This is a genomic window from Achromobacter sp. JUb104 (genome assembly GCF_024806975.1).
GTDB classification, from domain to species: Bacteria; Pseudomonadota; Gammaproteobacteria; order Burkholderiales; family Burkholderiaceae_B; genus Achromobacter; species Achromobacter spanius.
The window spans coordinates 2,099,565-2,119,525 of record NZ_JANUEY010000001.1 but is presented as its reverse complement, the minus strand read 5'-3'; the positions used below and the strand labels follow the sequence as shown (position 1 = coordinate 2,119,525).

Sequence of the window (19,961 nt, the reverse complement as noted above, 5' to 3'; positions counted from 1 at the left end):
CAACAGGCCCTGTCGGTAGGCCCCCGTCGGTAGGCCCCCGTCGGTAGGCCCCCGGCAGTAGGGCCTGTCACTAGGCCCCGTCAGTACGACTTCGGCAGGCCCAGCACCTTCTCCGCGATGAAGCACATGATCAACTGCGGGCTGACGGGAGCGATACGCGGAATGAAGCTTTCGCGCAGCAACCGTTCAACGTGGTATTCCTTGGCGTAGCCCATGCCGCCCAGCGTCATCACGGCGGTTTGGCAGGCGTTGTAGCCGGCTTCGGCCGCCAGGTACTTGGCCGTATTGGCATAGGGGCCGCAGGGCAGGCCGGCGTCGTACAGGCTGGCGGCCTTGAACACCATGAGGTCGGCGGCTTCCAACTGCATCCAGGCTTGCGCAAGCGGGTGCTGGATGCCCTGATTCTGGCCGATGGGGCGGCCGAACACGGTGCGTTCCCCGGCATATTTCACCGCCCGGTCCAGTGCGGCGCGGCCGATGCCCACGGCTTCCGCCGCGATCAGGATGCGTTCGGGGTTCAGCCCGTGCAGGATGTATTCAAACCCGCGTCCTTCTTCGCCGATGCGGTCGGCCGCCGGAATGCGCAAACCATCAATGAACAGCATGTTCGAGTCCACGGCCTTGCGGCCCATTTTCTCGATTTCGCGCACTTCGATCTTCTCGCGGTCCAGATCGGTATAGAACAGGGACAGGCCCTGGGTAGGCTTGGCCACCTCGGACAGCGGGGTGGTGCGCGCCAGCAGCAGCATCTTGGTGGCGACCTGCGCCGTCGATATCCAGATCTTGCGGCCGTGCACCACGTATTCGTCACCCTGGCGCACCGCGCGCGTCGACAGCTTGGTGGTGTCCAGGCCGGCATCGGGCTCGGTCACGGCGAAGCAGGCCTTTTCGCGGCCGGCGATCAGCGGTTCCAGCCAACGGCCGCGCTGCTCATCGGTGCCGAACACCACCACGGGGTTCAGGCCGAAGATGTTCATGTGCACGGCGGATGCGCCGGTAAAGCCCGCGCCGGACGCGGCGATCGTCTGCATCATCAGCGCGGCTTCGGTCATGCCCAGGCCCGCGCCGCCGTATTCCGGCGGCATCGCAATGCCCAACCAGCCGTCGCGCGCCAGATCGGCGTGCAGCGGCTCGGGAAAGCCGCCTTCGCGGTCGCGTTCCAGCCAGTATTCGTCGGGGTAGCGGTCGCAGATGCGCGAAACGGCGTCTCGCAGCGCCAACTGCTCAGGGGTGAAGGCAAAGTCCATCAGTGGTTTCCATCCTGGGTAATGCCGCGGGCGACCAGCGCGTCGATCCGGGCGTCGTCGTAGCCGGCTTGGGCCAGCACCTCGCGGCTGTGCTCGCCCAGCCTGGGGGCGGGCCGTCGCAGGGACGTGGGCGTGCCTTGGTACTGGCCCAGCGGCGCGGGGGTGCGCAGGGGGCCTTCGCTGGGGTGATCCACGTGGCGGATGAAGTCGGTGGCGGTCAGGTGCTCGTCCACCAGCAGGTCGTCCACCGTGTAGAGCTGCGACGCGGGGATGTCCGCGCGGGCCAGGGCATCCAGCCACTCCTGCGTGGGGCGCGTGCGGATCACGTCGGCCACGTAGGCGTAGACCTCACCAATATGCGCGGCGCGCGCGCCGTGCGTGCAAAAGCGCGGATCTTCGGCCAATTCGGGCTTATCGATCAGGGTAAAGAAGTTGCGCCAGTGCTTGTCGTTGTAGATCAGCAGGCAAAGGTAGCCATCAGCCGTCGCGTACGGTCGGCGATGCGGCGCCAGCAGGCGGGCATAGCCGGTCGGGCCCATGGGTGGCTCGAACGTCGCGCCACCCAGGTGATCGCCCAGCACCAGGTGGGCCATGCCTTCAAACATGGGGATTTCCACCTGCTGGCCGCGCCCCGACGTCTTGGCGTGCAGCACCGCCGACACCAGGGCAATGGCCACGTGCAGGCCCACCGCCCGGTCGGCCAGCGTCAGCGGCGCGTAGCGGGGCACGTCGCCGCTTTGCTGGGCCGACAGCGCGGCGATGCCGGTCTGCCCCTGGATCAGGTCGTCATAGGCGGGCCGGCCGGCGTACGGCCCGGCCTCGCCAAACCCGTAGGCGCCCAAATAGACGATGCGCGGGTTGCGCGCCGCCACGGTTTCGTAGGACAGGCCCAGCCGGGCCATTGCCTGGGGCCGGATGTTGTAGAGCAGGGCGTCGCAGCTTTCGGCCAGCTTCAGGCAAGCCTCCAGCCCCTCGGGCGTCTTCAGGTCCAGCACGATGGACCGCTTGTTGCGGTTCAGGTGCAGATACAGGTGGCCCATGCCGGGATTGCGCATCGGCCCCACGGCCCGCATGTTGTCGCCCGCGGGCGATTCCACCTTGATCACGTCGGCGCCCAGATCCGCCAGGGTCTGCGTGGCGTAGGGGCCCATCACGACCGAACTCAGGTCCAGGATGCGCACGCCGGTCAGCGGGCCGGCCGGCGTGGCCTCAGGGGTGGAGGGCGTGGTCATTGCTGTTCGATTCCTGCATCTTTGATCAGCTTGCCCCACAGCGTGCGCTGGTCGCTGACGAACTGCGCGAACGCTTCGGGGGTGCTGGAAAAGGCGTCAAAACCCAAGCCCGCCAGGCGCTTCTTGACCTCGGGCTTGGCCACGACCTGGTTGATGGCGGCGTTCAGCTTCGCCACCACTTCCGGCGGCAGGCCGGCCGGGCCGAAATAGCCGTTCCAGGAATTCAGGTCAAAGTCCTTCACGCCGGCCTCGGCCATCGAGGGCAGGTCGGGCACGATGGCGCTGCGTTCGGCGGTGGACACGGCCAGGGCACGCAGTTGGCCCGACTGCACGAAGGGCAGGCCGGAAGCCAGGTCGGTAAACATGAAGTCCACCTGGCCGCCCACCACATCGGTCAAGCCTTGCGGGGTGCCTTTGTAAGGTACGTGCAGGATGTCGATGCCGGCGCGGTTGGCCAGCGTGGCCCCGGCGACGATGCCGGTGCTGTTGCCGCTGGCATAGGTGATGCGGCCCGGGTTTTTCTTGGCGTCGGCCACCAGTTCGCTGACGTTCTTCCACGGGCGCTTGGGGTTCACCACCAGGATGAAGGGCAGGTTGCCGCCGCGCGCGATCGGGGTGAAATCCTTGACCGGGTCATAGGACACGTTCTTCATCAGCCAGGGCGCGGCCGAGTGCGAGGTGTTGGTGGTGACAAACAGCGTGTAGCCGTCCGGCTTGGCACGGGCCACATAGCTGGCCGCGATGGTGGCGTTGGCGCCCGGCTTGTTTTCAACAACGATCTGCTGGCCCAGGATGGCCGACAGTTCAGACCCGAATATCCGGCCGACCGCGTCGGTGCCCGAGCCGGCCGGGAAGGGCACGATCAGAGTGATGGGCTTGTTGGGATAGTCGGACGCCGCGTGCGCGACGGGGGCGGCCATCAAGGCCGCGCCGCTGACCACGGCGGCGCTTAGCAAACGGAAAGGGTGCATGGGGTTGTCTCCAGTTTTATAGGGAATTCAGGCGCGGCTCTGCGTCCGCTGCCTGTTGCCGCCTGGTGTCAGGCGGCAGGCGGTGGCGCCGGAAAGTCCCGGATCACGCGATCGGGGGATTCTTCATACGGAGGGGTGTAGATCACCAGCAGCCTGGCCGGCTCGTCGCTGGTCACGGTAAAAACGTGGGGCACGTCGGGCGGGAAATAACAGCAGTCGCCTGCGACCATGTCGGCCGACTCGTCGGCCACCTGGGCGCGGGCGGTACCCGACAGCAGGTAGCAGACCTGCTCGATGCCCGGATGCGCATGCGGCAGCGCGCCTTGGCCTTTCTCGATGACGCCCAGCAGCACTTCCACGCCGCGCGAGCCCACGGTATCGGGCCCGATCAGGCGGCGGTTCAAGGTGCCGGTGTGATTGGCGGGGTGATAGCCGGGCACCTCGGCTTCGCGGACCAGCCAGCTGGGGGAATTTGCTTGCGTCATGTTCATCCATCTAAATTTTCATACGTAAATTCATTTTCACGTATGCGAAAAACATCAGCAAGCGCTTTTTCGGGCGGGATACCGTGTCGCGCTCTAGGGGATTAGGGAAAACACCGTGCGCGGACTGCTAAAATCCGGCGCTGATCTTCTTTCACGGCCCGCCATGTCTTCCGTTTGTCCGCCTGACGCCTCCGCCACCCTGTCTGATTGGTTGCAATACCTGGAATCCATCCACGCCACGGCGATCGACATGGGCCTGGACCGCGTGCGCGAAGTGGCCGCGCGCATGGGGCTTGAACTGTCGGGCGTGAAGTTCGTCGTGGGCGGCACCAACGGCAAGGGCTCCACCTGTGCCATGTTGGAAGCCATTTTGCTGGCGGCCGGATACAAGGTGGGGCTGTATACGTCGCCGCACCTGATTGACTTCAACGAACGTGCCCGCGTCAACGGCCAGATCGCCTCGGACGCCGACCTGATCGCCCAATTCCAGGCCGTCGAAGCGGCGCGCGGCGAAGTTTCGCTGACGTACTTTGAATTCACCACGCTGGCCATCTTGCGCCTGTTTTCGCAATCGCGCCTGGATGCGGTCGTGCTGGAAGTCGGTTTGGGCGGCCGCCTGGACGCGGTCAATATCGTCGACGCCGATTGCGCCATCGTCACCAGCGTTGACCTCGACCACACCGACTGGCTGGGCGATACCCGCGAGAAAATCGGCTTCGAAAAAGCCCATATCTACCGCGCCGGCCGCCCCGCCATCTGCAGCGACCCGGTTCCGCCGCAATCGCTGCTGGATCACGTGGAAAAAATCGGCGCGGATCTCTGGCTGTTCAGCCGCGACTACAACTATTCCGGCGACCGCCAGCAGTGGGCGTACGGCGGGCGCGAACAGCGCCGCAGCGCGCTGGCCTATCCGGCCCTGCGCGGCGCCAACCAGTTGTTGAATGCGTCGGCCGCGTTGGCCGCGCTGGAATCGGTGCGCGATCGTTTGCCGGTGCAGCAACAGGCCGTGCGCCTGGGGCTGCTGCAAGCCTCGCTGCCGGGTCGCTTCCAGATCCTGCCGGGCCAGCCCACGGTGATCCTGGACGTGGCCCACAACCCGCATGCCGCGGCCGTGCTGGCGCAGAACCTGGACAACATGGGGTTCCATCCGTACACCCACGCGGTGTTCGGCATGCTGAGCGACAAGGATCTGGCTGGTGTCGTGGCCAAGCTGGGCACCCGCATCGACCACTGGTATTGCGCGGGCCTGCCCGGGCCGCGTGGCATGTCGGGCCAGGCGCTGGCCGACAAGGTCGCCGCCGCCTTGCCGCCATCGCCCGCCGGGGCTGAAAGCCCCAGCATCACCGCCTTCGAAAATCCCGCCCAGGCCTATGCCGCGGCGCGCGAACAGGCGGTCGAGAATGATAGAATCGTCGTGTTTGGGTCGTTTCTCACCGTGGCCTCGGTTTTGCAGGCACTGGGTCGCAAGGCATAGGCAAAAACGGGTCATGGCGGCCCGCCGCCACATTGCCGCAAGGAATTCTCTTCCATGGGTTTTTTCAATCGCAAGGATCCTGCCGACCAGGCGCCGCCCTCTAAACGGGCGGCAGTGCCTAGCGAGGTTCAGGCTGCGGAGCTGCGCGGCCGCGCGCGGCGCAGGTTGGCAGGCGCCGTCGCCTTGGTGCTGGCGGCAGTCATCATTCTGCCCATGGTGCTTGATTCGCAGCCCGAACCGGTTGCCGACAACATTCCCATCCGCGTGCCAGAACGCAACACCCCGTTCCAACCCCAGGTAAGCGACCCGCAAGCCGCGCCCCAGGCGGGCGGCACCGCGACGGCTCCGGCGGTTGCGGGCAATGGCACCACCCCGGCGGATTCCACGGTGCCCACGCCGCCGCCCGTGACGTCCACGCCGTCGACCCCGCCCACGGCTTCCGCGCCGCCCGAATCGGCAGCCCCGCACACAACCACCGTGCAGGTGACGCCGCCGCTCGTGGCGCCCAAGCCTGAACCCAAGCCCAAGCCCGAAGCCAAGCCCGAAGCCAAGCCGGCCCCCAAGCCCGATACGCGCTCCGACGACGGTGCGCGAGCCTTGGCGCTGCTGGAAGGGCGTGCCGCTCCGGCCGCCGCCGCGCCGGCGCCCAAGCCTGCCGCCAAGGGCAATTTCGTATTGCAGATTGCGGCCTACACCACGTCGGAAGACGCTCAATCGCGTCGCGGCAAACTGCATCAGGCCGGCGTCACCAACGCCTTTGTGGAACAAGCCTCCATCGGAGGCAAACAGCAGTACCGTCTGCGTGTGGGGCCGTTCCCCTCGCGCGAGGCGGCGCAGGCGGCCCAGGCGCGGTTGCGCACCTTGGGCTATGACAATGGTTTTATTGCCGCCCAATAGTGACCGGCTTCGACTTCGTCGTGCTGGCCATCCTGGCGGTCTCGGGTGTGCTGGGCCTGGTGCGCGGCCTGCTCAAAGAGGTGCTGTCGCTGGTCGCCTATCTGCTGGCTTTCGTAGCCGCGATATGGTGGGGCCCCACGGTGTATACGTGGCTTGAGCCCTATATTGAAACGACGCTGCTGCGCATGGGAGTCTCATACGCCGTGGTGTTCATCCTAGTGCTGCTCGGTGTGGGTTTGGTCAACATGACGCTAGCCGCCTTGATCCGCAGTACCGGACTCAGCCCCGCCGATCACGGCCTGGGCGGTATGTTCGGGCTGGCCCGTGGTCTGGTGATTGTGCTGGCGTTGGTGGCTGCTGCCGGCTATACGCCGCTGCCCCAAGAGCCGTGGTGGAAGGACGCCATGTTTTCGCATTCGGCCATCGAGGCCATCAAACATATCAAAACGTGGCTGCCGCCGTCTTTGGCGACTTGGCTGCCGTATTGATTAGCTTCAAATCAACCAGGAAATCTCACCATGTGTGGAATCGTAGGGGTCATCGGGCGCGGGCCGGTCAACCAGCTGCTCTATGACAGCTTGCTGCTGTTGCAGCATCGCGGGCAGGACGCCGCGGGCATCGCGACGTCGCAAGGCAACCAATTCAATATGTACAAGGCTCACGGCCTGGTGCGCGACGTCTTCCGTACGCGCAACATGCGTTCGTTGCCCGGTACGTCCGGCGTCGGCCAGGTCCGCTATCCCACCGCGGGCTCCAGCGCCAGCGAGGAAGAGGCCCAGCCGTTCTACGTCAACGCCCCGTTCGGCATCATGTTCGCCCACAACGGCAACCTGACCAACTGGCGTGAACTGCGTGAATCGCTGTACCGCGTCGACCGCCGCCACATCAACACGAATTCCGATTCCGAAGTGCTGCTGAACGTGCTGGCGCACGAACTGCAATCGTCGGCCAATGGTGTGTCGCTAGACGACGACGCCATCTTCCGCGCGGTGTCGGCCGTGCATAAGCGTGTGCGTGGCGCCTATGCCGTGGTGGCGCAGATTTCCGGTTACGGCCTGCTGGCGTTCCGCGACCCCAACGGCATTCGCCCGTTGTGTATCGGCCGCATGGAAACCGACGAAGGCGTGGAATGGATGGTGGCCTCGGAATCCGTGGCGCTGGAAGGCAGCGGCTTTGTCTTCGTGCGCGACGTCGAGCCCGGCGAAGCCGTGTTCGTCGACCTGGACGGCCGCTTCGTCAGCCGCCAGTGCGCCGACAACCCGCAACTCGTGCCCTGCATTTTCGAATACGTGTACTTCGCGCGTCCGGATTCGCTGATCGACGGCGTGTCGGTTTACGACGCCCGCCTGCGCATGGGTGAATACCTGGCCGACAAGGTTGCGCGCAACATGCGCCTGGGCGACATCGACGTCGTCATGCCGATTCCGGATTCCTCGCGTCCCGCCGCCATGCAGTTGGCTGCCCGCCTGAACCTGGATTACCGCGAAGGGCTCATCAAGAACCGCTACGTGGGCCGCACCTTCATCATGCCGGGCCAAGCCGTGCGCCGTAAGTCCGTGCGCCAGAAGCTCAATGCCATCGGCATGGAGTTCAAGGGCAAGAACGTGCTGCTGGTCGACGACTCCATCGTGCGCGGCACCACCAGCCGCGAAATCGTCGACATGGCGCGCGCTGCCGGCGCCAACAAGGTGTACTTCGCGTCCGCCGCGCCTCCGGTCCGCTTCCCGAACGTGTACGGCATCGACATGCCCACGCAATCGGAACTGATCGCCACCGGCCGTAGCGACGAGGAAATCGCCCGCGCGATCGGCGCTGACTCGCTGATCTATCAAGATCTGTCCGACATGCAGCAATCGGTGCGTGACCTGAACCCCAAGATGTCGCGCTTCGAAGCCTCGTGCTTTGATGGCGAATACATCACGGGCGACATCACCGCCGAATACCTGGCGCGCCTGGGCCAGTCGCGCGCCGAGCCCGGTCAGGACGAAGGCGCAAGCGGCCTGCAATTCAACATGGGCTACGCCGCCAACGACGCCTGATCCAGTCGGGTAGGGCCTCAGTAAAAATGCCGTTCACTTGCGTGAACGGCATTTTTTTATGCACGCCTGGGTTTGCTTGCCCCCGCTACCTGGCGTCGGCGCCCTCGTTGCCGTCAGTCTGAAGGCTGTCGGCCTGGACACCATATGCGGCCGGCATGCCTTGTTGCCCGCAGCACGCGCCCCAGTTCAGCAGCTTCGATGTATGCCCGATGCCGGGATTGAACGTGTTGGTGGGATCCAGGTCCTGGTAAAACGCGGCCAGCGCCGGCTTGGCGACATACAAGTGGCCCACATTGTGCTCGGCCGGATATTCCGCCTGGCGCGCGTCCAGCAATGCCCACATGCGATGTTCCATCGCGATCGGGTCCACGCCTTTGCGCACGATGTAGTCCTGGTGGAAGACGTGGCAGAAGAAATGGCCGTAATAGAGCTTGTGGACGATGTCGCGTTCCATGTCGGCGGGCAGCGTTTCAACCCAGTCGCGGTCGTTGCGGCGCAGCGCGATGTCCAGCGGCACAATGTCCTCGACCGATGAGCGATGGGTGTCGCGATAGCGAATCGCCGCGCCCGCGATGGCGAAGCGATGCAGAAAGGCTTTGCGACCTTCGTCGGCGCTGCATTCAAAGAACGCCGCATCGCTGCGCTCGTCAAAATGCCGTTGCAGGAACGCGCGCGTGGCGTCGGCGGTGTCGTTCGACACGCGCAGCAGCAAATGGTGTTCGTAGCGATCACGATAGTCGCGCATGCGGTGAGGCAAGTGCTGAGGCCACAACGCCATGGCGGCCTGGATCAAGCGGTCGGTCAGGCCGTGCAGCCCCAGGCGCTCGAAAATGCCATCGACTCGGCTCTTGATCGCAAACGCTTGCGGCACGCGCGCCGTGCCCAGTTTTTCGATCAGCAAGAACACGTCCTTGCCGTAGCGCGCGCCGATATCGAAGGCGTCGCGATGGATGTATTCACCCGCGATGGGCAGGCGCGGCAGCTCGGCCAACAATTGCCGGCGCACGGCCGTCAGATCGTCGGGTTGGTTGCTGCCGATATAAAAGACGGTGCTGGGTTCGCGTTCAAACGTATCCAGGCGCACGGCGAACAGGCAGACGCGGCCAGCGGAACCCGAGGCCTCGAACAGGCGCGACGGGTCCGCATTGAAGCGGGCCGGCGTGGGTTCGTCGATTTGGCGCACGTGCTGCGCATAGCGCGGATCCGACGCGGCGCCCGCGTCATCGCGGATGTCGTCCGGGCCATATTGCCCGGCCTGCAAGCGGGTCAGGATGTCTTCGGGCGTTGCGCCCAGTTCAATGCCCAAGTGGTTCACCAGGCTTAACGAGCCGTCGTCGTCCACGCGCGCGTACAGGGCCAGTTCGGTGTAGGCAGGGCCGCGCCGCATCAAGGCGCCGCCCGAGTTATTGCACACCCCGCCCAACACGGACGCGCCGATGCAAGACGACCCGATCACCGAATGCGGCTCACGCCCCAGCGGCGCCAGCGCCTGTTCCAGGCGATCCAGCGTGGCGCCGGGCAGGCAAACCACCTGCTTGCCATCGCGGATAAGCTGAATGCCCGGAATGCGCAGCGTGTTGATCAGGACGATGTCGCGGTCGTAGTGATCGCCGTCTGGCGTAGAGCCCCCGGTCAGCCCCGTGTTGGCCGCCTGCATGATGACGATGCGGCCGGATTGCACCACGGCCTGCAACACGCGCCACTGTTCCAACAACGTGCCCGGCCGCACCACGGCAAGGACTTTGCCTTCGCCGGTGCGATGGCCCCTGCAAAAGCGGCGCGTGGCCGAATCGCTGGTCAGTACATGGGCGGGGCCGACCACGGCGCGCAGTTGCGCCAGCAGGGCGGCGCCCTCGGTCATGTTGGACGAAAGCGTCATGGTAGTGGGGACGTGGCCGGATTCGGCGTAAGTTCGATGGCGTGCGAGGCATCGCGCGCGGGGCCATCATACCGAAGATTCACGCAGGGGCGGCGGCCAGTCAGCCCTTGGGAGCCCACAACGATTCGCGCGTGGCCTCCAGGTGCGTCAGATATAGCCGCAGATCGAATTCGTATTGGTGATAGTGCGGTTCCATGCGCAGGCACAGGTTGTAGAAGGCCTTGTTGTGGTCCTTCTCTTTCAGATGCGCCAACTCGTGCACGGTGATCATCTTCAGGAATTCGGCCGGCACGGTCTTGAACAGCGTCGCCACCCGGATCTCGTGCTTGGCGCGCAGCTTGCCGCCCTGCACGCGCGAGATGTAGGTGTGCTGGCCCAGGGCATGCTGAATCACATGGATCTTGCTGTCGTAGGCAACTTTATTGATCAGGTCGCCGTTGCGCAGATAGGTGTTCTTCAGGTCCGTCACGTACTGGTACAGCGCGCGGTCCGTGCGGACATCATGTGGGCCGTCCGGGTAACGCGACAGCAGGGCGGCGCCCAGCTTGCCGCGCTCAAGTAGCGTTTGGGCCTGGACGAGCAGGGGTTCCGGATAGCCGGTCAGGTATTTCAGGGTAGTCACAGCTGGAGTAGACCTCCGCGCCGCCTTGGGAGGCAATCGGCGCGGTGTTGTCAGGCGCGGGCCGCCAGGCGCGCGTCCGCGTTTGGATTCAGGCTCGGGCGCGGCCGAAGACGACGGGCAGCGCCATGAAGAACAAGACCACGAAGAGCGCCAGGCTCCACAAGGCATATTCGATGCCCAGCACCGGCACCTTGGCGTCCATGCAGGTGGCGAAAATGCCGAACAGCCACGGCACGTTGCCTTCCAGGCCGATGCCGGTCATGAAGCGGTCGGCAAACGTCTGGTCGCACGACAGCATGTTGGCCGCCACGCTGTATTGGTACCAGGCCGCCACCACGCCGGACAGCGACAGCAGTGCCGCCAGCGCGCCGGCGATGCGAGTCAGCACCCGGCCGCCGCCAAAGCCACCAACCAGCGCCACCACGCCAATCACGAGATAGATCAAGCGTTGCAGCACGCACCACGCGCAGGGCGGCATGTCGAAGACGTGTTGGGAAATCAGGGCAACGCCAACGGCGCCGAAGCAAAGCAGGGCAATCAGGCGAAGCAGGCGTTCAGAGCGGGTAGTCATTTTTAACTTGTTTTGAGATTGATCGATGCGGGCGCGCGGCCCGGCCAACGCTTAGGCCTTGGGAACCGGAATTGGTTGCATCACCTGCGTCAACAAACCCAGCATCAGGTCGCGCGCGCCTTCCCAGAATATCTGCACGCCCAGGCACAGCATGATGAACGCCGACAAGCGCATGAACACGGCCGTGCCGTTGTCGCCCAGGCGGTGCAGCATCTGCGCGGCGAAGCGCAGGCAAACATAAAGGGTCAGGGACACCGCGATGATGCCCGGGATGGAACCGCCCAGCCGCACCAGGCTCAGCACGTGGTTCTGGTCGCGCAAGGACACGCCCACGGTGATGGCCGCGGCAATGGAGCCGGGGCCGCAACTGATGGGAAACGTCAGCGGGTAGAACGCGCGCGCCTTCGCCATTTCGGGGGTGAATGATTCGGCCATGCGCGCCACGCGCTCGGTGTCGGCGTCGGGCGAATTCACCAGCCGCCAGGCGCTGGCAATCACCAGCATGCCGCCGCCCACGCGCACGATCGACAAGGAAATGCCGAAGAAGCTGAGCAGCACGTTGCCGGCCACCATGGCCACGATCAGCATCAGGCAGACGTTGACCGCCACCCGTTTGGCCAGCACCACGCGCGTGGCCGACGAGGCGCCCTCGGTCAGCGACAGGAAGATGGGCGCAATGGCGGGGGGGTTCAAAAAGGGCAGCAGCGTGGCCAGCGCAAAAAAGAAGCTGCCACCGAAGACGCGCAGATAGTCGTTGAGCTGCATGGGAGCGGGTATCGCCTGGCCGAAAACCCGGATTGTATGCGCTTCGGGCGAGGGGTGGTGACCTGATCAGGCGGCCCGATCAGGGGCCCCCAATCAAGCCACCCAATCAAGCCACCCAATCAAGCCACCCAATCAAGCCACGCGATCAGGCCACCCGTTGTTGCGCCTCGTCGCCGGCCAGCGCGTCAAGGATGTCGCGTTCAAACTGCATCTGGATGCGGGGGCGCGCCAGCGCCGAGCCATCCACGATGAACACGTCTTCCACGCGGTCGCCCAGCGTCATGATCTTGGCCATCAGCAGGTTGATCTCGTGCTGGGCGAATACGCGCGCCAGTGCGTGCAGCAGGCCGGGGCGGTCAGTGGCGGTAACGGACAGGCGCCACGACGTGCTGCGCTCGTCCGGCTGCAGCTCGGCTTGCGGCATGACCGGGAACACGCGCGACACGCGCGACTGCCGGTTGCGGCCGTAGTAACCGCCACGGCTGGGCTGCGCCTGGGCGGCCGCGTGCGGGTCTTTCAGGCGCTCGGCCAGTTCGTGTTCCACCAGCGTGGCCTGGGCGCGCAGATCGCTGGCGCCTTCGGGCAGCAGCACGATAAAGCTGTCCAGCGCCCAGCCGTGGCGCGTGGTGTGGATGCGAGCGTCCTGAATGGACAGGTTCTTGGCGTCGAAGTACCCGCAGATCGCCACGAACAGGTCCGGCGCGTCGCGCGTGTAGACCATGATCTGCAGGCCTTCGCCTTGCTCGGTGGGGCGCGCCCTGACCACCGCCTGCGTAGGCGCCACCTGGTGATACAGGTGGCGCGTGTGCCAGGCGATGTCCGAGGCGTCGTGGCGCAGGAAGTAGGCCACGTCCAACTGGTTCCAGAAGGCTTCGCGGGCGTCGTCGCGCAGGCCGGCCCGGCGCGTCAGGCGGGCCGCTTCTTCCTTGCGCTCGGTCAGCACCGTGTGGGCGTCCGCATGGGCGCCGCCCAGCGCGGCCAGGGTCAGCTTGTACAGGTCTTCCAGCAGCTTGCCCTTCCAGGCGTTCCAGACCTTGGGGCTGGTGCCGCGGATGTCGGCCACCGTCAGCAGATAGAGCGCCGTCAGATGGCGTTCGTCTTTGACGGTGGCGGCAAATTCCTGCACCACCGCCGGGTCGGACAAGTCGCGCTTTTGCGCCACGGCCGACATCAGCAAATGCTGGCGCACCAGGAATTCCACCAGCTTGGCGTCTTCGGGATCCATGCCGTGGTCTTGCGCGAACTTGCGCACTTCGCGGGCGCCCAGTTCGGAGTGGTCGCCGCCACGGCCCTTGGCGATGTCGTGAAACAGCGCCGCCACGTACAGCAGCCAGTGTCGGTCCAGCCCTGCAATCAATTGGCTGGCCAGCGGGTATTCCTGGGCGTGCTCGGGCATGGTGAAGCGGCGCAGGTTGCGCACCACGGCCAGCGTGTGCTGGTCCACCGTGTAGGCGTGGAACAGGTCGTGCTGCATCTGGCCCACGATGCGGCGGAACACCGGCAGGTAGCGCGGCAGGATGTTCAGCATGGTCATGCGGCGCAGCTCGTGCACGATGCCGCGCGGCTGCTGCAGGATCTGCAAGAACAGCTTGCGGTTGACCGGGTTGCGGCGGAACTGCGCATCGATGCGATGGCGCGAATGCCAGATGGCGCGCAGCGTGCGCGCCGACATGCCGGTGAGTTCGGGGTGTTGCTGCATCACCAGGAAGGCGCGCAGCAGCAGGGTGGGGTTACGTTCGAAGCCGTCGTCGCGAATGATGTCCAGGCGGTCGCGCAGGTTGCGGAAGTCGTCGTCGATGTCGCGCGCATCGCTATCGGGGCGCGGGAACAGCCGCTCTTCGATGTTCTGCACCAGGATGCCGTTCAGCTGCGTCACCAGGCGCGCGGCCCAGTAATAGCGCTGCATCAGCAGTTCGCTGCCGCGCCGCGTGGCGGTGGCGTGGATGCCGTAGACCTCGGCCAGCGCCGGTTGCAGATCGAACAGCACGCGGTCTTCTCGGCGCTTCGACAGCAGGTGCAGTTCAATGCGCAAGCGCTTGAAGGCCTGTTCCGCCTTGCGCAGGTCGCGCGCTTCGGAAGACGTCAGCAAGCCCGCTTGCGCCACCGAGCGCCAGCTATTGCCGAAGCCCGCGGCACGCGCCATCCATAGAATGACTTGCAGGTCGCGCAAGCCGCCGGGCGATTCCTTGCAATTCGGTTCCAGCGCGTAGGGCGTGTCGTGATAGCGCGCATGGCGCTGCTGCATCTCGACCCGCTTGGCGCGGAAGAAGGCGCGCGGATCCAGCCGCGACTTCGTGGCGGCGTCGAACTTGCGCATCAGGATGCGGCTGCCCGCTAGCCAGCGCGATTCCAGCAGCGCCGTTTCCACGGTGATGTCGGCATCGGCCTCGCGTTCGCAGTCTTCAATAGTGCGTACGCTGTGGCCCGGCTCCAGGCCCAGGTCCCACAACGAGGCCACCAGCCGTTCAATGGCCGATTCCTCTTCGGACGTGGGGGCGTGCGGCAGCAGAATCAGCAGATCGACGTCGGAATGCGGATACAGCTCGCCCCGGCCATAACCGCCCACCGCCGCCAGCGTGGCGCCCAAGGGCAGCGGGCAATGCTTGACCAAGTCGCGCAGCGCGGCGTCCACGATGCGCCGCAATTCGGACAGCAACGTGTCCGGACGCTCGTGTTCGCGGAACTGGGTTACCGCGGCGCGTCGGGCTTGCTGAATGCGTTCACGCAGGGAGCTGAGGAATTCGGCGGTCATGGGGCGGGCGGCGGAGCCTTACACGGCGGGAATGACGATGGGCTCTTTGATGAAAGCCGGCGGTTGCGGCATGCCGGGCGACAGGGTCAGCACTTCATAGCCGGTATCGGTGACGCAGACGGCATGTTCCCACTGCGCCGACAGGCTGTGGTCGCGGGTGACGACCGTCCAGCCATCGGCAAGCTGGCGAATTTCGCGGCGGCCGGCGTTGATCATGGGTTCGATGGTGAACAACATACCCGTCACCAATTTCACGCCCGTCCCGGGCTTGCCATAATGCAGCACCTGCGGATCTTCATGAAAACGCTGGCCGATGCCGTGGCCGCAGAATTCGCGCACCACCGAAAAGCCGTTGGATTCCGCATGCTTCTGGATGGCGTTGCCCACGTCGCCCAGGGTGGCGCCGTTCTTCACCTGCTGGATTCCCTTCCACATGCATTCGAAGGTGATCTCGGTCAGGCGGCGCGACAAGATGGACTGTTCGCCCACGGCGTACATGCGGCTGGTGTCGCCGAACCAGCCATCCTTGATGATGGTGACGTCGATATTGAGTGAGTCCCCGTTTTTCAGCACCTTGTCGCCCGGAATGCCGTGGCAGACCTGGTGGTTCACCGACGTACAGATGGCGCCGGTGAAGGGCGGGTAGCCGGGCGGGGCGTAGCCCACCGTGGCGGACTTGACCTTCAATTCGTCAGTCAGGTATTCCAGGCAGAGGCGGTCCAGCTCTCCGGTGGTGACGCCCGGCTTCACGTAGGGAGTGATGAAATCGAGAACTTTGGCGGCGTCCTGGCAGGCGGCGCGCATCTTGGCCAGGTCGGCCGGATTGGTAATTGTGCCCATGGAGTAACTTGACGATCTCTCGCTTGAATGTCTGCTTGAAAGAATAGTAGAATTATAGGCTTCCCTAAAATTTTGGGGAGCAATCGGGTTACGGCAAGAGCCGATCCTGGCAGCGGTGGTCGAAAATGCGCCGCATGAGTTTTGCCAGTCTCTTTGCCCCGAACGATCTTTCATGAGATCGGCAGCATGCCCTGAAGTTTCACCGCAAGCGAAGGTTGTGGAGCGAAATCGGGCAGGTTGCCAGGTACTGAAAGAGCGCAAGGTGCGGAAGGGGCCACGCAGGATTTATGTGAGTATTTGAAATCAGCAAACCCGGGGCACGGCGTGCTTGTAAGCCCGGTCATGTTTTTGAGCGGCGATGCAGGTTCGGTATGGGCGCCAGATTAAGTTCTTGAAAACCTTCGGGTTTTTTGAAGAAATGCCCTGGTGGCCTGATGCGCAAGAGGGCGTCAAGCCTGAATGTGAAGAGCTGGATTTCGCTGCCAACAAAACAAGTCCGGGTGCGCTGAACCCCGGAAACTTCCAGGAATCTCCTGGAGTGTCTGGCTCAGCGCCTGCTTGTCTAGAACAAGCATGAGCAAGTGTGCGGTGCAGGGTTCCTGTTGTGTCGGTCGTCTGGGTTTATCGCGGAAGCAGTAGTTTTATTGCGGCAGTGATCGGTCGGCCCGGTTAAAATTTTGTCCATCCCGCGTGTTGCGGGAAATCGCGCGTCTCACCACCCAGGGTGTCAGCCAGAGGCTGATGCAGGTGCGGCGCAAGAAATCAACCCTTGGAGAATTACATGTCTTTGATGCGCGAAATGCTGGAAGCGGGTGTCCACTTTGGTCACCAAACCCGTTACTGGAACCCCAAGATGGCTCCGTACATCTTCGGTCACCGCAACAAGATTCACATCATCAACCTGGAAAAGACGGTTGATAAGTACCAGGAAGCCACCAAGTTCGTGAAGCAGTTGGCTGCTCGCGGCGGCAACATCCTGTTTGTCGGCACCAAGCGCGCTGCTCGCGAGCTGGTCGCCTCCGAAGCCGCTCGTTGCGGCATGCCCTTCGTCGACGCCCGCTGGCTCGGCGGCATGCTGACCAACTTCAAGACGGTCAAGACCTCGGTCAAGCGCCTGAAGGACATGGAAGTCGTCGTTGCCGAAGGCGGCGCCGAGCGCATGATCAAGAAGGAAGGCCTGCTGTTCCAACGCGAACTGGACAAGCTGAACAAGTCGATCGGCGGCATCAAGGACATGAACGGTCTGCCTGACGCCATGTTCGTCATCGACGTCGGCTACCACAAGATTGCCATCGCCGAAGCCAAGACGCTGGGTATCCCCGTGGTCGCCGTGGTTGACACCAACCACTCGCCCGACGGCATCGACTACGTCATCCCGGGTAACGATGACTCCGCCAAGGCCATCGCGCTGTACGCCAAGGGCATCGCCGACGCCGTGCTGGAAGGCCGCGAACAGAACATGAACGGTCTGGTCGAAGAGCTGGGTGAAGGTCAGGAAGAGTTCGTCGAAGTGCAGGACAACCAGGCCTAAGCCTGCTGTCATGTCCGGCGGTTAGTGTCCGGGAGCGGCTTTTGAAACAGAACCGCTCCCGCCTCGCCGGCACTGCGAAGGTGGGCTCCCATCTTCCTGGCCCGCCACTGGCGGGCGTCCCATCGAATCAAATCACTGCCCCGGCGAGCCGGGGCGTGTCTTAGCAAAATTTGGAGCAAACATGGCTGAAATTACCGCTGCCCTGGTCAAGGAACTGCGCGAGAAGACCGACGCGCCCATGATGGAGTGCAAGAAGGCCTTGACGGAAGCCGAAGGCGACCTGGTTCGCGCCGAGGAAATCCTGCGCGTCAAGCTGGGCAACAAGGCCAGCAAGGCCGCTGCCCGCGTCACCGCCGAAGGCCTGATCGGTCTGTTCATCTCCGCCGATGCCAAGCAAGGCGCCGTCGTTGAAATCAACTGCGAAACCGACTTCGTCGCCAAGAACGACGACTTCGTCGGCTTCGTGAACAAGCTGGCTGAACTGGTCGCCACGCAGAACCCGGCCGACGTCGCCGCTCTGTCGGCCCTGCCGTTCGGTGAAGGCACCGTTGAAACGACCCGTACCGCCCTGATCGGCAAGATCGGCGAAAACATCTCGATCCGCCGTTTCGAGCGCATCGAGACGCCGAACGCGCTGGCCAGCTACGTGCACGGCGGCAAGATCGGCGTGCTGGTGGAATACTCCGGCGCCGAGGAAGTGGGCAAGGACCTGGCGATGCACATCGCCGCCACCAAGCCCAAGGCCCTGAACGCCGACGGCGTGAACCCGGCCGACATCGCCGCCGAGCGTTCGGTTGCCGAGCAGAAGGCCGCCGAATCCGGCAAGCCGGCTGACATCGTCGCCAAGATGGTTGAAGGTTCGGTCGCCAAGTTCTTGAAGGAAGTGACCCTGCTGTCGCAACCTTTCGTCAAGAACGACAAGCACACGGTCGAACAGCATCTGAAGGCCAATGGCGCTTCGATCAGCAAGTTCGTGCTGTTTGTTGTCGGCGAAGGTATCGAGAAGAAGACCAGCGACTTTGCCGCTGAGGTTGCCGCTGCCGCCGCCGGCGCAGCCTAACCGTCAGGGGTAGTGCTTAAAGGCCGGCACTAGATTAAATTCTAGTCCGGCCTTTTTACGCCGCGGGGCCGGTCCATGGGGGAAAACCTCCTGGGCAGAGGGCGAATCCGCGGCATTGAGGGGGTTCCCTCATTCTTGTCTTACACTTTCGTCGGATTGTTCTTCGGGATATCACCTATGAGCAGCAGAGCATACAAACGGGTTCTTCTCAAACTTTCCGGCGAGGCGCTGATGGGCGAGGATGCTTTTGGCATCAACCGTTCCACCATCGTCCGCATGACCGATGAGATCGCCGAAGTCGCCGCCACCGGCGTCGAACTGGCCATCGTCATTGGCGGAGGTAACATTTTCCGTGGCGTCGCCCCGGGTGCGCAGGGCATGGACCGCGCCACCGCCGACTACATGGGCATGATGGCCACCATCATGAACGCGCTTGCGTTGCAAGACGCACTCAAGCACAAGGGTATCGACACCCGCGTACAATCCGCCCTGAACATCGATCAGGTCGTCGAACCCTACATCCGCCCGAAGGCTTTGCGCTACCTCGAAGAGGGCAAGGTCGTCATCTTCGCGGCGGGCACGGGCAACCCCTTCTTCACGACCGACACCGCCGCCGCCTTGCGTGGCGCCGAAATCGGCGCGGAGATCGTGTTGAAAGCCACCAAAGTGGACGGCATCTACAGTGCGGATCCCAACAAGGATCCCACCGCGACGCGCTATTCGCGCATCAGCTTCGATGAAGCGATCGTGCGCCGTCTGGAAGTCATGGACGCCACGGCCTTCGCGTTGTGCCGTGACCAGAAACTGCCGATCAAAGTGTTTTCGATCAATAAGTCCGGCGCGCTCAAGCGAGTGGTCAGCGGCGAAGACGAAGGCACGTTGGTACACGTTTAAAGAAAAGGAAATTCCATGAGCGCAGCAGAAATCCGCAAATCCGCCGAAGCCAGGATGGCCAAGTCGCTTGATACGCTCAAGATCAACCTGGGCAAGATCCGGACGGGCCGCGCCCACACCGGCATCCTGGACCACGTACAGGTCGACTACTACGGTTCGCCCGTGCCGGTCGGTCAGGTCGCCAACGTCAACCTCGTGGACGCCCGCACCATCAGCGTGCAGCCCTACGAAAAGCAAATGGCCGGCCCGATTGAAAAGGCTATCCGTGAATCGGATCTGGGTCTGAACCCGATCTCGATGGGCGACACCATCCGCGTGCCGATGCCCGCCCTGACCGAAGAGCGCCGCCGTGACCTGACCAAGGTCGTGCGCAGCGAAGGCGAAGATGCCAAGATCGCCGTGCGCAACCTGCGCCGTGAAGCGAACGAAGCGTTGAAGAAGCTGGTCAAGGACAAGGAGATCTCCGAGGACGACGAGCGTCGCGCCCAGGACGATGTCCAAAAGCTGACCGATCGTGCCGTGACGGACATCGACAAGATGGTCGTCCAGAAAGAAGCAGAAATCATGACCGTATAATCCGTGATTGTTTCGGGGTAGACGGATAGCCCGTTTTCCCCGGCGTCAGGATTTTCTTGCCTATGCGCCGTCCTTACCATTGCTTCGCAGCACCGCTATGCAGCAATGGAACGACGGCGCAGGTTT

At 64.0% G+C, this 19,961-nt stretch carries 18 protein-coding genes; 8 read left to right on the top strand and 10 right to left on the bottom strand.

The window, feature by feature from the left end:
- Positions 1-80 precede the first annotated feature (80 nt).
- From M2361_RS09570 to M2361_RS09555, 4 genes are all read right to left on the bottom strand, one after another.
- On the bottom strand, positions 81-1,247 hold the full coding sequence (locus tag M2361_RS09570; protein ID WP_259248441.1) for an acyl-CoA dehydrogenase family protein: 1,167 nt from the start codon (positions 1,245-1,247) through the stop codon (positions 81-83).
- The gene (locus M2361_RS09565; protein ID WP_259248439.1) at positions 1,247-2,479 is read right to left on the bottom strand and encodes a CaiB/BaiF CoA-transferase family protein; all 1,233 of its coding nucleotides are present in this window, start codon (positions 2,477-2,479) and stop codon (positions 1,247-1,249) included. Before M2361_RS09565 ends, M2361_RS09570 begins: the two co-directional genes overlap by 1 nt.
- A complete protein-coding gene (locus M2361_RS09560) occupies positions 2,476-3,450 on the bottom strand; it encodes a tripartite tricarboxylate transporter substrate binding protein (protein ID WP_259248438.1) in 975 nt (324 codons plus the stop codon). The genes M2361_RS09565 and M2361_RS09560 overlap by 4 nt, the downstream gene beginning before the upstream one ends.
- A gap of 68 nt (positions 3,451-3,518) precedes the next feature.
- Positions 3,519-3,935 (bottom strand): cupin domain-containing protein, encoded by a 417-nt coding sequence (locus M2361_RS09555; protein ID WP_259248437.1) that lies wholly within the window; start codon positions 3,933-3,935, stop codon positions 3,519-3,521.
- Between the two features lie 163 nt (positions 3,936-4,098).
- On the opposite strand from M2361_RS09555, the gene folC reads away from it, so the two are divergent.
- Genes folC through purF form a run of 4 tightly spaced genes read left to right on the top strand, consistent with a single transcriptional unit; the run spans position 4,099 to position 8,345 of the window.
- Positions 4,099-5,409 (top strand): bifunctional tetrahydrofolate synthase/dihydrofolate synthase, encoded by a 1,311-nt coding sequence (gene folC / locus M2361_RS09550; protein ID WP_259248436.1) that lies wholly within the window; start codon positions 4,099-4,101, stop codon positions 5,407-5,409.
- A gap of 54 nt (positions 5,410-5,463) precedes the next feature.
- On the top strand, positions 5,464-6,306 hold the full coding sequence (locus M2361_RS09545) for an SPOR domain-containing protein (RefSeq protein ID WP_259248435.1): 843 nt from the start codon (positions 5,464-5,466) through the stop codon (positions 6,304-6,306).
- A complete protein-coding gene (locus M2361_RS09540) occupies positions 6,306-6,794 on the top strand; it encodes a CvpA family protein (RefSeq protein WP_088588337.1) in 489 nt (162 codons plus the stop codon). The genes M2361_RS09545 and M2361_RS09540 overlap by 1 nt, the downstream gene beginning before the upstream one ends.
- A gap of 30 nt (positions 6,795-6,824) precedes the next feature.
- Positions 6,825-8,345, top strand: coding sequence for an amidophosphoribosyltransferase (gene purF / locus M2361_RS09535; protein WP_100855469.1), 1,521 nt, complete (start codon positions 6,825-6,827; stop codon positions 8,343-8,345).
- Positions 8,346-8,430: 85 nt separating this feature from the next.
- Here purF and dld read toward each other — a convergent pair whose 3' ends face one another.
- From dld to map, 6 genes are all read right to left on the bottom strand, one after another.
- A complete protein-coding gene (gene dld / locus M2361_RS09530; protein ID WP_259248434.1) occupies positions 8,431-10,224 on the bottom strand; it encodes a D-lactate dehydrogenase in 1,794 nt (597 codons plus the stop codon).
- Between the two features lie 100 nt (positions 10,225-10,324).
- Positions 10,325-10,846: a M48 family metallopeptidase gene (locus M2361_RS09525; protein WP_100855470.1), complete on the bottom strand. Its 522-nt coding sequence runs from the start codon at positions 10,844-10,846 to the stop codon at positions 10,325-10,327.
- Between the two features lie 88 nt (positions 10,847-10,934).
- The gene (locus M2361_RS09520; protein WP_259248433.1) at positions 10,935-11,417 is read right to left on the bottom strand and encodes a disulfide bond formation protein B; all 483 of its coding nucleotides are present in this window, start codon (positions 11,415-11,417) and stop codon (positions 10,935-10,937) included.
- A 51-nt stretch (positions 11,418-11,468) separates the two neighbouring features.
- A complete protein-coding gene (locus M2361_RS09515; protein WP_050446563.1) occupies positions 11,469-12,182 on the bottom strand; it encodes a MarC family protein in 714 nt (237 codons plus the stop codon).
- A gap of 145 nt (positions 12,183-12,327) precedes the next feature.
- On the bottom strand, positions 12,328-14,934 hold the full coding sequence (locus tag M2361_RS09510; protein ID WP_259248425.1) for a [protein-PII] uridylyltransferase: 2,607 nt from the start codon (positions 14,932-14,934) through the stop codon (positions 12,328-12,330).
- A gap of 18 nt (positions 14,935-14,952) precedes the next feature.
- Positions 14,953-15,774 carry a type I methionyl aminopeptidase gene (gene map, locus M2361_RS09505; RefSeq protein ID WP_259248423.1) on the bottom strand — a complete coding sequence of 274 codons (822 nt, stop codon included), beginning with the start codon at positions 15,772-15,774 and terminating at the stop codon, positions 14,953-14,955.
- A gap of 781 nt (positions 15,775-16,555) precedes the next feature.
- On the opposite strand from map, the gene rpsB reads away from it, so the two are divergent.
- The 4 genes from rpsB to frr all read left to right on the top strand — a co-directional run bounded on the left by rpsB (position 16,556) and on the right by frr (position 19,835).
- Complete coding sequence (gene rpsB / locus M2361_RS09500; RefSeq protein WP_259248421.1) at positions 16,556-17,305, top strand: 30S ribosomal protein S2; 750 nt, start codon at positions 16,556-16,558, stop codon at positions 17,303-17,305.
- Positions 17,306-17,486: 181 nt separating this feature from the next.
- Positions 17,487-18,365 (top strand): translation elongation factor Ts, encoded by an 879-nt coding sequence (gene tsf, locus M2361_RS09495; protein ID WP_050446559.1) that lies wholly within the window; start codon positions 17,487-17,489, stop codon positions 18,363-18,365.
- A gap of 177 nt (positions 18,366-18,542) precedes the next feature.
- On the top strand, positions 18,543-19,259 hold the full coding sequence (gene pyrH, locus M2361_RS09490; RefSeq protein ID WP_046807187.1) for a UMP kinase: 717 nt from the start codon (positions 18,543-18,545) through the stop codon (positions 19,257-19,259).
- 15 nt (positions 19,260-19,274) lie between these two features.
- The gene (gene frr / locus M2361_RS09485; RefSeq protein WP_100855474.1) at positions 19,275-19,835 is read left to right on the top strand and encodes a ribosome recycling factor; all 561 of its coding nucleotides are present in this window, start codon (positions 19,275-19,277) and stop codon (positions 19,833-19,835) included.
- Positions 19,836-19,961 lie beyond the last annotated feature (126 nt).